The 12,904-nt window shown below is 59.8% G+C and carries 8 protein-coding genes and 4 pseudogenes; 5 read left to right on the plus strand and 7 right to left on the minus strand.

Going from position 1 to position 12,904, the window contains the following annotated elements:
• Positions 1-89 precede the first annotated feature (89 nt).
• The 6 genes and pseudogenes from AC0L2C_RS31665 to AC0L2C_RS31690 form a co-directional block, all read right to left on the minus strand.
• Positions 90-822, minus strand: a pseudogene (locus tag AC0L2C_RS31665) (IS256 family transposase); the annotation flags it as partial.
• A gap of 568 nt (positions 823-1,390) precedes the next feature.
• Positions 1,391-2,557: an IS110 family RNA-guided transposase gene (locus tag AC0L2C_RS31670; RefSeq protein WP_473525289.1), complete on the minus strand. Its 1,167-nt coding sequence runs from the start codon at positions 2,555-2,557 to the stop codon at positions 1,391-1,393.
• Between the two features lie 376 nt (positions 2,558-2,933).
• Entirely contained in the window at positions 2,934-4,031 is a 1,098-nt protein-coding gene (locus tag AC0L2C_RS31675) for a D-alanine--D-alanine ligase family protein (protein ID WP_473525290.1), read from the minus strand.
• A 140-nt stretch (positions 4,032-4,171) separates the two neighbouring features.
• Positions 4,172-4,600, minus strand: a complete 429-nt coding sequence (panD, locus tag AC0L2C_RS31680; RefSeq protein WP_473525291.1) for an aspartate 1-decarboxylase — start codon at positions 4,598-4,600, stop codon at positions 4,172-4,174.
• A gap of 702 nt (positions 4,601-5,302) precedes the next feature.
• A pseudogene (locus AC0L2C_RS31685) lies at positions 5,303-5,963 on the minus strand (OmpW/AlkL family protein).
• A 101-nt stretch (positions 5,964-6,064) separates the two neighbouring features.
• A pseudogene (locus AC0L2C_RS31690) lies at positions 6,065-8,177 on the minus strand (prolyl oligopeptidase family serine peptidase).
• Positions 8,178-9,574: 1,397 nt separating this feature from the next.
• Here AC0L2C_RS31690 and AC0L2C_RS31695 point away from each other — a divergent pair.
• The gene (locus AC0L2C_RS31695; protein WP_473525292.1) at positions 9,575-9,793 is read left to right on the plus strand and encodes a hypothetical protein; all 219 of its coding nucleotides are present in this window, start codon (positions 9,575-9,577) and stop codon (positions 9,791-9,793) included.
• Positions 9,794-9,974: 181 nt separating this feature from the next.
• Positions 9,975-10,379: a DNA -binding domain-containing protein gene (locus AC0L2C_RS31700; RefSeq protein ID WP_473525318.1), complete on the plus strand. Its 405-nt coding sequence runs from the start codon at positions 9,975-9,977 to the stop codon at positions 10,377-10,379.
• 519 nt (positions 10,380-10,898) lie between these two features.
• Here the strand turns inward: AC0L2C_RS31700 and AC0L2C_RS31705 are convergent.
• A pseudogene (locus tag AC0L2C_RS31705) lies at positions 10,899-11,642 on the minus strand (aldehyde dehydrogenase family protein); the annotation flags it as partial.
• On the opposite strand from AC0L2C_RS31705, the gene AC0L2C_RS31710 reads away from it, so the two are divergent.
• From AC0L2C_RS31710 to AC0L2C_RS31720, 3 genes are all read left to right on the plus strand, one after another.
• Positions 11,563-11,865: an IS66 family transposase zinc-finger binding domain-containing protein gene (locus AC0L2C_RS31710; RefSeq protein ID WP_473525293.1), complete on the plus strand. Its 303-nt coding sequence runs from the start codon at positions 11,563-11,565 to the stop codon at positions 11,863-11,865. The pseudogene AC0L2C_RS31705 and the gene AC0L2C_RS31710 overlap by 80 nt on opposite strands.
• A 168-nt stretch (positions 11,866-12,033) precedes the next feature.
• Complete coding sequence (locus tag AC0L2C_RS31715) at positions 12,034-12,216, plus strand: IS66 family transposase (protein WP_473525294.1); 183 nt, start codon at positions 12,034-12,036, stop codon at positions 12,214-12,216.
• Entirely contained in the window at positions 12,152-12,391 is a 240-nt protein-coding gene (locus tag AC0L2C_RS31720) for an IS66 family transposase (RefSeq protein ID WP_473525295.1), read from the plus strand. The genes AC0L2C_RS31715 and AC0L2C_RS31720 overlap by 65 nt, the downstream gene beginning before the upstream one ends.
• The last annotated feature ends 513 nt before the right edge of the window (positions 12,392-12,904 follow it).

Here is a 12,904-nt window from a genome sequence, read left to right on the forward strand (position 1 = left end):
GGCGCTCTGATTATGCGGACCCCATCGCAGCGATCACCGCCTCCGAAGCCGACACTCACCCCCAAGGTCGGCATAATCCGGACATCGGCATAATGGACGCGGCACCTCTGCCATGTCGCGCACAGCACCTTGGTGACGGCCGCCTTGATTCCTTCATGGGCATCGGAGACCACGAGCTTGACGCCGCGCAGGCCGCTGCGGGTCAGCTTGCGCAAGAACTCCGTCCAGATCGGCTCGGCCTCAGACGTGCCGACCTCAATGCCCAGCACCTCGCGCCGGCCGTCCGCGTTGACGCCGACAGCGATGATGACGGCGACCGAGACGATGCGGCCGCCGCGGCGCACCTTCAGGTAGGTGGCGTCGATCCACAGATATGGCCAGGCGCCCTCGATGGGTCTTTCAAGGAACGCTTTGACCTTGCCGTCGGTCTCTTCGCACAGCCGGCAGACCTGGCTTTTGTAGATGCCGCACATGCCCATAGCCTTGACCAGGTCGTCGACCGAGCGGGTCGAGATACCTTGGACGTAGGCCTCCTGGATGACGGCGGTCAGCGCCTTCTCGGCCATGCGGCGCGGTTCAAAGAAACCGGGGAAATAGGAGCCATTCCTGAGCTTGGGGATGCGCACGGTGCCGGCCCGCGTCTCCCAGTCGCGCTCGCGATAGCCGTTGCGCTGGGCCGTGCGCAACGGGTTCTTCTCGCCATAGGCGGCGCCAACCTCCAGCTCCATCAGCCGCTCGGCGGCAAAGCCAATCATCTCGCGCAAGAGATCGGAATCCGGAGTCTTCTCCATGAGCGCGCAGGTTCATCATGTCGTTGGTCATCGATGGTTCCTTCGAATTAGGTTGGGGTCAGCAAACCGACCCTACCGCCGAACTGATGACCACCGCAAAGCCGCACGCTCGCTTGTATGGGGTAATATTTGTCAAGGTGATCTTTCAGTCGTTCCGTCTCCTTGTTCAGCTGTGGCGCCCCATTTGTTCCTGCTTTGGCTCCGGGGTTCATTGGGGGCGCCGCGCGCAGTGACGGTCAAGGGTGGGCCTTTGGCCATCGCGAAGCGACTTGCCCTTGATGGTCACGAGCACGGCGGCAGCGTTACATTGAGCCGGCAGGTGCCTGTTCGTAGAGGTCTATAACTTGCAAACCGAGGGGAGCTCGCCATCAGGCGCCGTAAACGCGCCGCAAGCTTGTATGCGGTTGATCCTCGCGGATCAAAAACCATGATGCAGCCATACGCATCGGCGGCGAAGCTCCGGGCGGTGGGCCATTCTACAGCGCGGCGTCGTAAGCCATATGAGCGACCGGGATCACCACCACCTCGGATCGTTATCGGCAGACGCTATTGCAGCTGCCAAACTTCAATGCTCGTCCTGTCGAACGCTCCTCCATGCTTTATACCGGACGCAGGGCTACTCCCGTCGGGATCTCGCCGGTCGTGACAAGTCGCCAGAAGGCAATCAGTAGCTTGCGCGCCAAAGCCACGATCATTGTCTTGCGCGTACCGCCACGGCCATCGGCCGTTCTCGCGCAAAACCAGTGCGCCAGCGGGCTGTCCTTTTGGAATTGGAGGAACCGCCAAGCCAGTAGGATCATGCCGTAGCGGACGCGAGCGTTGCCGGCCCGCGCAAGACCTTTCTCGCGCCTGCGTTGGCCGCTCTCATCCGGCGCCCCGGTAAGTCCGGCATAGCGGGCGACGGCTCTCCGATCACGCAGGCCGCGTGAGAGAATCTTATTCACCAGCATGTCCGCAGTCTCGATACCGACACCGATGATCCGCGCAAGAAGGCGAACCATCGCGAGCGGACCCTTCTCCGTGTCCGGAACCACCGAGAGCCGCCGCAACCGCTCCTGTTCGATCTCGTGGATTTGTTCACGCAACAGGTGAAGCCGTCCGAGATTACGGCGCAACTCGGCTCGGCTTCGTTCCCGTAGGGGCATACCTTCCGCCGTATGCAGAGCCTCCAGTTTCTCGGCAGCTTTGCGCAGATTGGGTTTGAAGGCGCGAATGCCGAAGCGAGCGAGGATTGCCTTGATGCGGTTGACGATCCGTGTACGTTCGCGGACGAGATTGTCTCGTTCACGGTTCGGACGGCGGGCCTCCTCCTCATTGATGGTTGGGATGGCTGCCATGCTGCAGTGGCGCTTCTCCCCCCGCAGCCAGCCAAGAAAGGCGCGCATCAGCAGTTCGGTATCGAGGCGATCGGTCTTGGCACGCCGATGCTCACGGGAAACCGCGACGCTCGATGGATGTATGACATAAGCTTCGACAGCGCGCGCCTGGAGCCAGCGCGCCAACCAAAAGCCGTCGCGTCCAGCCTCATAGGCGACAACGATGCGCCGGACTCCACGCCCGGCTTGGATGGCTTCGCTGCGCCAGCGGCGCAACAGCCTGAACACCGAATCCGGGTCGGCATCGAGCTTCTTGAGAGGGTTACGTTCAAAGCCAGGGACCGTCGCAGCTATGAGCCACTTTGTCTGGCTCATCTCAATCACTGCGACCAACGTGCTGTCCTGATCAAGGGCGGTACGGGATTTGCTTGCATCAAAGGATGGTGACATGGGGCGCTCCTTAGGTAGCTGCTCAACAGCGTCGAGGGTGCCACACGCTCGCCGCCGCCCATAGCATCTACATCGCTATCGAGGGCGCGCTCGCGACCGGCTTCGCTACCGCCGAGCTACACCACCTGTAGGGACGCTACCTCCCTGCGTGGAGATGAGCGACGAAGAAAGTTGCGCAGCCGTGGGGTCAAGCGGCGAGTAACCGCATCAAGCCCAGTTCCACAGGCGTCGGACAGCCGCAACACTAGCACCAGGCAGATAGTTCGGAACTCATTCAAGTTCCAGGCAAGATTGTCGAATTCAACCGTCATCGTGAGCATTCGCAGTGACGCATTGCGTGACAAGCTGATTGCAACATTCTGTGAGGCAAGAAGAACTAGGATGCCACCGTTAAAGGCAGTCCATAGCGGATGCGGCTGGTCTCGATCTTACGAGTCTCTTCTCGACGCCGTTGATACGTCTCGTTCGAGGCAGCTAATCGAATGATGTGGTGAAGGTCCAAGCCGGCTCTTGCGAGCATTTTGGGAAAGATACTTCCTGCCGTCATGCCCGGTACCAAGTTCACTTCGAAGAAGTAAACACGTTGCTGCTCGTCAACGATGAAATCGAGACGTCCGAATGTGTGAAGCTGGAATTTGCGAGCAATCCGTATAGAAACCGAGGCAATACGAGTTTGAAGGATGTTCTTTTCGTGGTGGAATTCAACAGAGTAGCCGCCCTTTGTCTTCTGATCATACCCAAGAAAGCCTAAGGGATTGTTGATCCGAGCGACCGGAAGCGCGGCAATCTCATGGCGATCAATTAAGACGCCGCAGGTGTACTCCGTTCCAACAATTCGCTGCTGGACCAAGAACGAGGGGTCATACGGAGCGATTCGTTCGGAATAGGAACGGAGGCCGTTCTCCGAGAGCTCGTCTGTGCACTCCGTTAGGAACGAACCTCCGAGCGTGTTCGGTTTGAGGACACAGGGGCCAGCAAGATGCAGCAGGGCCTCTTCGATGCCGGTTTCGAGATTACCTTGGCAGACGTGGACCATCGGAATGGGAGTCAACTCAGGGCAAAGTCGATTGGCAACTATTCCTTGCAGATATTTATCGGCTGAAAGCACGGCTGCAGTCTTGTCGCCAAAGCTGCCTTGAATGTCATGGAATTGGGCGAGGGCCTGCATTTGGCCATCCTCTCCGTCCTGGCCTTGAAGAAGTGAAAAGACGAAATGGCCATCGCTCTTGAGTAAGTGAGCGAGAGAAGCAATTGGATGCATCTCGGCGCGAGCTGCGAACTCTTCGTGCCTGGGAAGCCGACCCTCTTCCAGCAAGAGCCTGAGTACGTCCCCAAATCGAGAGATATAGTAGATGGCGACCGCTGAAATATCGGAGTCGGGCGCATTATTGAGGAACTTAGCGACGTAATTATACATCGCAATGGACCAGTCGTGCTCAACCGACCGGCCGCCATAGATGAGCGCAAATTGCATAGATTGCCCCTTTGGAATGAGTTGCAGGGTCCGGCTCGCACGCGCAGAGCCTCTGGACTAACTAGGAGTGGTCTCCACTTGATTCCGCAGCGCTGATTCAACCCATGAGCCATCAGCGACTGGCGCGACTTAGGACCCTTTCAGGCGTTGCTGCCAGGAGGCCCCCCGCAAACGGCAAACGTCATCGTTCCATCTTCTTTGACCCTAGCATCGTAGAACATGCGCTCGCGGATAGAGTTGTCTGGGTTGAACGTCAGCACTCGCGGTTTTATCTCTGCGAGCTGGTGCTTCTCAACATATAGCGAGGAGCAAATGATTATCTCATCCCCGACCTGGCAGGTTCGAGCAGCGGCGCCATTCATAACGCAGCAATGAGAACCCCTCTCACCGTAAATGACGTATGTGCTGATTCGCGCCCCTGAAGCCTTGTTCCATATCTCGACGAATTCCAACGGAAGAATACCCGCTTCCTCACAGTGATCTGGATCCAGAGTTATCGAACCGTGGTAGTTCAGGTCCGCATCGGTCACGGTAATGCCATGGAGCTTGGCGGCAACAAATTTTTTCATATTCACTTTCCTCCTCGGTAATGGATCGCCACACGGAAAAGTAACGGCAATGGTGCTAGTCAAGATCGCATGCGTAGCCCCGGAACGCATTTGCGGGCTGACCGGTGCCCCCTGCTGCCGTATAATGCGGATCGGATGCAGCCTGACATGTTACTTCTTCCATAGATCGCTTCGTCACCAGGAGAAAAAAGCCGGCCGGCGGCATCCGTCGCCCTGTAACGAACTTTGCAAACCTCGTGCCAGTTGGCTGATCGAGGCGAAGAAAAGATTCTGCGTTTGGCTTCAGCTATTTAGCCTGAGGCCAAACAAGAGGTTGGTTGTCAACCCCCAGTCGGGAATCCGACAAACCGACAGGAGATGTTGGATGGCTTGTCCGAACTGATAGAAAGGTGGTTTTGTTGGAAGTGTGCTGCTAGTTCTGCAAATTCGAAACCGCATAGCCGCCGTCAAAGTTATTCTGCTTTCGCCCGGATGGATTGCACGCGGTGATCCGCGCGGCGATGCAGGAGGTGGTTCGAAGCCGAGATGGACCACGCGCGGGGCGCTTCGAACACCGAGCGCGCGCTGGAGCGTCTCGGCTATCGCTCTGGCTATACGCGGCCACACGCAGAGAGGTGAGTACCTGGCGGGCGGCGACGAAAAAGGGCGCACGAGGCGCCGTTCGACGGAACTCGGCGGGCTGAAGCTGCTTAGCCTTTGTTATCAGAAACGATAGGTAACACCTGCGCCTATCAGCCATGGATCGAGCTTCGCTTTCCCCGTCAGCTTGGCATCGGCCACGATGACGTCGAAGTCTGGCCTCAGGAAAATCTTTTTCACGTCGAAGTTGACGCCCCAGTGCCGATCCACCATGTAGTCGAATCCGACCTGCAGCGCGGTGCCGGCATCCTGATTATAGAACATCGTATAGTTCACGCCGGCGCCGACATAGGGCTTGAAAGCGCCGAAATCGGTGAAATGGTACTGCAATGTCAGCGTAGGCGGCAGCAGCCAGACCCTGCCGATGCTCCCCCGCCCGCCGATCGTTCCTCCGCCTGCGATGTTGGCGTAGGTGGTGGCTAGGATAAGCTGTGCCGCGATGTTGTCCGTGAAGAAATATGAGATGTCGAGTTCAGGCGCCACAGTATCCGAATAAGAAAGAGCGGAGCCGGCCACGCCATTGACGTAGCCCGAATCCTCAGTGATGATCTCCAAGGTGCGCAGGCGAAGCTGCCAAGGGGCTTGCCCATTCCGTGATCGAGGCACCCTCCTGCGGGTCGCACGGGACTTCTGGAAGGTCTGCCGCGACTGCCTGCTGTCCCGCCAGCATCAGGACGATGGCCGCTGTTACTCCCCGCGCCACGCTAATTTGGTTCGTTGCCATGATATTTTCTCCTTGCTCTTCAGAAATGACAGGATGCACTGTAGATAATCCTCCTTTATCTACAGAGCGCTGGCGTGCGTCTTTCGTAAACCGTACACGCACTACTGCGCCGTGCTCGCACTTATTGACCGCTGTTCACTTATTGAGGCGTCGGTTGTGGGTCTTGCCCCACTCACGCCATCGGTTTGCCAGCCGATCGCACTCGAAGGAAATAGTTGCCGAGGGCAATGAAGGCGGCCCGCTCCCCGTTGTTCGTGCCGCGGCCTGCCGCCCGCGCCGGGCTCGTAGAAGTAGGCGGGATAGCCAAGTGCCTGCAGCTTTGCGGCCATCTTACGTGCGTGGCCCGGGTGGACGCGGTCGTCGCGTTTCATCGTGGCGAGCAGGATAGGCGGATAGGGCTGTCCCGGCGTTGCGGCGTGATAGGCGGAGATTTCCTTCAGGAAAGCCCAATCGTCAGCCTTGTCGGGATCGCCATATTCGTCGATCCAGCTCGCGCCCGCCAGGAGCTTGGTGTAGCGGCGCATGTCGACAAGCGGAACTACGCAGAACAGCGCGCCGAAGCCCCCATTTGAGCCGCCCTCGGCGGCAATCCGCCTCGGAAGTGTGACGCCCCTTCGCACGAGGTCGGCGGCAACCGCGGCGAAATCGTCATGGCGAGGCGCTTGCCCTCCTTCCGCCCGGCGTCGTGCCAACGGCTGCCGAACTCGCCTCCGCCCCGAATGTTAGTCCACCACCGACGTGCCGCCGCGTTCGAGCCACAGCTTGCCAATCGAGGAGTTGTAGTAGGGGAGGCGCGATACGCCGAACCCGCCGTAGGCGGTGAGGTGAACCGGGGCACCCGCGTTCCTGTTAGCTGGGCCGACCTGCGTATAGGGGACCATTTCACCATCGGTCGAGACTGCCTCGTGGCGCGTGACGACCAGCCCGGATGCGTCGAAATTCTCCGGGCTGCGCTTCAGGATTGCTGGAGCGCCGAGAGGCGGCGCGGCATAGAGATCGAATAGGAGAAGCTGCGGCGGTGTGATCGGATCCTCAGCCAAAATGAGGACCTCTCCATTGATCTCGTGCTGTTCCGCATCGAGCGCCCAGAGCTGAACAGTTCCTTCGGCGGCAGAGTGTCCAGTGCCCGGCGCGTCCATTCCTGGCGGCCGGGCGTGAACATTTCGAAATGCGGAACGAGGTTGACGAGGTAGGAGATGATGAGCTTCCCGTCATTCCAGAAGAATGACTGCTCGGAGCGCCTCTCGCCCGTTTCAAAAACGGTCCTAAAATGGCGTTCGCCGGCGATGAAGGACGAAAACGAGATGCCGATCAGCGCGTCGGCCGCATGGGTAGTCCCGTCAACCCTCCACGCTTTGCGCGGTTTTACCGCCAACCAGTCACCGAATTCACTCCACAGGGCATCCCGGGGAAGGTCGAGCTCAATTTTCGGCCCGCTCCTGTCGCCGATCCGGCCTATCACCTCGAAAAAGGCCGGCCTCTCGAAGAACCAAATGCGCTCGCTCTCGGCTGTGCGATTCAGATAGCCATACACGCCGTTGGACTCGGAACCAGTCTCAAAGATTACCGGTGCAGTGAGCGGGTCCGCGCCTCGCTTCCACAGCCGCATGGTCCGCGGATAGCCGCAGCGGGTGGCCATGCCACGACCAAGCGCACTGGAAAGCAGAAGCGTGTTGGGGTCGAGCCATTCAATGTTGCCCCTGGCCTCCGGGAGATTGAAACCGTCGGCGACAAAGCTGAGAGACCCTAAGTCGAATTCGCGATGTACGACCGCGTCGCTGCCGCTGCGCGACAGGCGCAGAACGGCTCTTTCCCGCGTCTCGGGCTCGATCGACGCGCCGCCCCAAATCCAGTCCTCTCCGTCTCTCGCGGCGAGGAAGTCCAGATCGAGCAGTACCTCCCATTGGGGATCCGCCTTCATGTAAACGGCAAGGGTGGTCCGGCGCCACAGCCCGCGCGGATTTCCGGCATCTTGCCAGACATTGTAGAGGTACTGACCGCGGCGCCTAATCGTAGCAATCCTGTCAAACGGTCGAAAATCATCGTCAGAGCCGCGCGGTCGCGCTCGAACTGCGTTCCACCGAACTGTTTCAGGGTCTTTGCCGACTGGCCGGCGGTCCACGCAAGTGCCCGTTCGCCTTCTACGTCTTCAAGCCAGAGATGGGGGTCATCGTCGGGTGCATTCAGTGTTGGGCGGAAATCGAATTCGGTCATGTCGGGACAACCGGAGGAATGAAAGCGCAAAGGCTTCGGTCCGCTCAGGAAAGCTCAGTGTTTGCGGCGACCGCAGTTTCGGCGAAGGTGATCATGGATAGTTCTGGCTCCCAGTCGGCGGCGCGGCAACGCGTTTGCGCATAGGGCCGCATGTGCCGTGCCAACTGGGAAAATCGTGTCAGAACAGTGCGATCATCTGATAGTGGCGTATCTCATGTCCGACATTGTTGGGGACCCGACAATCACTGCTGCGCAAGCGCATCGTCGGCCTGGTGTGCTAGCTCTCAGGAGACCGGCATAACTCAAGCGGTGAATGCACAGCGAACCTGGTACGAACACAACACGTTCACTCCAACACGCTTCACGTACCCGGCTTCGATCGCCACCGATGAGTTGATGCACCGTCTGAGCGACAAAGGCGGCTGCGCGTCCAATCAACACGCCGCCAGCGGAAAGGCTCGGAACCCCAGGAAAAGGGGACATGATCGGTGGTCGACCCCTGTTTGCGCAGGTTCTGTTTCACCGCCCGCTTGACGTATTTCAGGTCATTCATCGCGGCAGCAAGCTGCGTTCGAAGGCACGCATGGGACTGGGCACTTTGGCCTGCAGTCGGCCCGCATCCAATGCACGGTACGAGGCGTCAGGGCAGACCCGCGCTTCGGCTCAGTGAAGTATCTCGGCGAGACGGCCAAGGTGTAGGATGTGTCGCTGACGCTGCGCGAATTGGTGTTCCTGCGATTGCATTGCGGAGCAAGTCTGCATGGAAATCGGCTGCACCGGGTCAACGGCGCACGGCCGCATTCCATCTCGATAACGCCCCGCAGAGCACGTTAGCGTGAGCACAACCAGAAACCATTGCGCGTCTGGCGGTTCGTTTTTTAGTTGATCAGCTTCACCTGTGCAACTTTACAGGCTGCCATAGCCTGAAGGTTCGCCTCCAATGGCGGGGAATTTCCGCGAGGAGGCCTTCGATGACCGAGCTCATTGCACTGTACGCTACGATAACTCTGCCGACGAACCACGTACCATCCACCGTCCGCGCAACCGCGTCCTCGAGGAAGATCTGGTATCGGGCGCAGGCGTCGATACGTCATTGAACCGATTTCACCGACCCGCTCAGGCGGCTCTCCCTAGTGCTGTAGCGTTTTGACGGTAGGGTCGCTGGTGCGTACGTCTCCTGTCCTGAACAGTTCCAATGGTACACGGTCAGACGAAACGATCGCATGGACGGTCCGGTGCTTTGGGCGCCGGTGCTTCGCGAAGTGAAGATGACCTCGGACGGCCTCACAGCTATGACTAGAGTTCTTCTGGCGGGCGCTGATCAGGCTGAGTGACAGGATGAAGGATCCTACGACTACACCGCTCGTCTGACGCTGCGCGGCTGGGCTTGGGAGTTCTTGCGCCGCAATCCAGCATTCCAGCGTGATCTTCTCGCTGTGCGCCAGCAGGCCAATGCTCTGTCTCGCGAATCCTTTCTGGACGTAATCGCGTCGGCCGGCGACCTGTCGCGCTGGGGTGTTTTGTTTCGCAGAGTCCTATGCGCGCTGTGCGGCCGTGTTCTGGTGTCCGCGCGGGTGCGTCCATGTGCTGCCGGTCGTCGCGCAACAGCTGTCTGAATGCTCGACGACATCGCCGTTCGACTTGGCAGCCTTGCCATGTCGTGCGGTGGTCCTACTCGTCCCGGACAAGAGCCAACATGTGCTCCTCGGCAACAGGGAGCATACCCTCCAACTCGCCGTCGAGGGCGCGGATATCTTGCACCCTGTTAGCCTGAGTGCCGAGGCGATCTGGCCCGCGATGCTTTCGAAGCATCGGCTGAGGGCGCTGGAATGCCTCAAAACTCTAAGTCTAGGTCGACAGCTGCCCGCCCGCTTGTTTGCCCCAGAAAAACGCGGCTCCCGCTTGACCTTCGTCCTTCGCGCGCTCGACGGATCGCTCGCCGGAGCGTCACATCGCGAACTCGCTGAAGTTCTAATCAGTGAACGGCGCGTCAAAGCAGACTGGAGAGATCCTCGCGCTTGCCGCGGCGGCCGGCTACGAGGGTCGAGCCGATGGCGTGCCGGAGCGCGGTGGGAGCGTTCCGGTGCGCAAGCGGTGGTGGTTTCACGCTCACCGTGCTCGGCGACATCCGACAATTGTGTCGGCTTTATCGGTTTTACGACACAGCCTTGTTTGGCAGGCGTCTTGGCCGTTTTTGGCTAAGCCGCTGAAAGCAAAAATGGATGCTTCGATAGTTGCTGAGGCAAATTCCGGGAGGCGATTTTTGTGGCTCTCGCCTTGTCATCCTCCAGGGAGCAAGCGATGCGTAGACGGGAGAGCTGCAGCGGTCAGCTCGGCACTTGGCATCGATGTCGCTGTTGGGGCCAGCTATCGACGAAGCCCTCGAGGCCGGCCAGCGTGCGGAATCGACCTGGCTCATTTTGGCGATTTCTGTGACCTTCGAACTATGCCGAGCGCCTCTTCCGACCTGGCGGTGTGGATCGCTTGTCCCGCCGTTTCGACCAGGACCGCTCTTGACGCTCGGCGTAGTTCTCCGGTTAGCGACGTTGCGCGCTCTTTGGGGTGTTGCGCTGCGCTTCCGCGATAGAATTAGCTGCACGCTTTTTGGGCTACCATTTTGCGCCTTGCTCGGCTTGCGGAGCCGCCGGTCGGCTCCCATTCGAGGGCCTATAGTCGAGGTCGCCGCTTGCGTCCCCGATCTGCGAACCCGCACGCAGGTCTTCAGATGCTACCCATGCAGAGGTATTTCATTTCGAGATAGTCCTCGAGGCCATGGCGGGACCCCTCCCGGCCGATACCAGACTGCTTTATCCCGCCGAAGGGCGCTGCTTCCGAAGACATGCGCCCCGTGTTGATGCCAACCATGCCATATTCCAATGCCTTGGCCACACGCCAGACACGCTTCAGGTTTGATGCATAGAAACACGCCGCGAGGCCGTAGATCGTGTCATTGGCATCACGCACGACCTGATCCGCATCGTCGAAGCGAATGATCGGCGCCAGCCGCCCGAATGTCTCCTCCCGCGCTACCGCCATCACGCTGGAAATCTCGGTGAGGACCGTCGGTTCGAAAAACGTGCCACGCTTGCCGATGCGTTCGGCCCCGCATCGGATCGTGCCGCCTTTGGCAACGGCATCTGCGATGTGGGATTCGATCTTGGCCAGAGCGTGCTTGTCGATGAGTGGTCCGATGTCCACTCCCGGAGCGAAGCCGTCGCCAACCGATAAGTGGCGGACTTTGTCCACGAATTTTTCGACGAACTCATCGTGCACACGCGATTAGATGCAAAGGCGGTTCGCCGAGACGCAAGTCTGACCGGCATTGCGGAACTTCGCCTGCATCGCCCCGTCAACCGCGGCGTCGACATCGGCGTCATCGAAGACGATGAAAGGTGCATTGCCGCCCAGCTCGAGGCTGACCTTCTTGATCTGGTCCGAACACTGGCGCATCAGCAGCCGCCCGACAATTGCCGGCCGATGCCCCGATCATCTGCCGCGCGAGGTCGTCACATACGCCGGGGTCTGTGCCCGCCCGACCTGCGGTTCCGAGCGGCTGGGCAGGATCAGCGACGATGAACGCGAGGTGCTGGAATATGTGCCGTCACACTTCAAAGTCGTCGTGCATGTGCGGCCGAAATTGAGCTGCCGGACTGCGAGGCCATCACCCAGCAGGCGATGCCTAGCCTGACGATCGAGCCGGTAGGCCCGGCCAAGGATTGATCGTCATGTGCTGGTTTCCAAATATGCGACGCCTTTGAACTGACAGTCCGGCATCTACGCTCGCGAGGGCGTCGACCTGAATCGATCGATCCTGGCCGACTGAGTCGGACAGGCCGCCGCCTGGCTGGTGGCGCCGGTGGCCGAGCGCATCGGCGACTACGCTCGCGCCGGCCCGGCCACCCATGCCGACGACACACTGACCCCGGTTCAGGATCCCGGACGCGGGCGCACCAAGAGCGGCCGGCTGTGGGTCATTGTGCGCGACGAAGGCACGGGGCTCGCCCAATCCGCCGGCGGCTTTCTATCGCTACTCGCTTGACCGCAAGGGCGAGCACGCCCAAGCCCTGCTAGCGCCGGAATCCGGCTTCCTTCACGCCGACGCCTATGCCGGCTTCGACAAGCTCTACGAACCGGATCCGATCACCGGTTGCCCGCGCCTGGAGTCGGTCGCGTGTTTGGGCCCATGCTTCGCGGATCGATGCGCTCGAACGTAAGGTTCGCCAGCTCACCATGGAGTGGATCTCAGCAGCGACAGATCATCATCGTCACAGGCCTGCTTCGTCAACCGGAGCCAGCCCGCTGGTTATGCGAATTCAGCGATAAAACGCCGATTCCCTGCGCTAATGGAAGGTTAATCGCGCAAAGCGGTCCGATGAAGCTGATACACTCACAAGTGACCGGCCTCGTCGGCTCGACATCAAACTCTACCTGACCCACCCAGCATGCTCCGGATTACTTCGATCGCAAGTTGGAATTCAATCAGTTCTGCCGCCGCTGTCCTGTTGCTCAACGACCAGGGCGATTGTGCGGCGCACCCTGCCGGCGTACCTCCCTACCGGCAGGGTGCCATTTTTGACCCGCTGAAACAGGGTGATTGTGGCGAGTCCGCAATCGAGAGTTTGAGAAGGAGGTCATCTGCATATCCGAATGGCACATCGAGCTTCGAACATTTCTATTACGCCATGGCAACTGCCCACCATCGCAGCTCCCGACGCGCGGCTGACGAC

Source organism: Mesorhizobium sp. WSM4845, assembly GCF_055811455.1.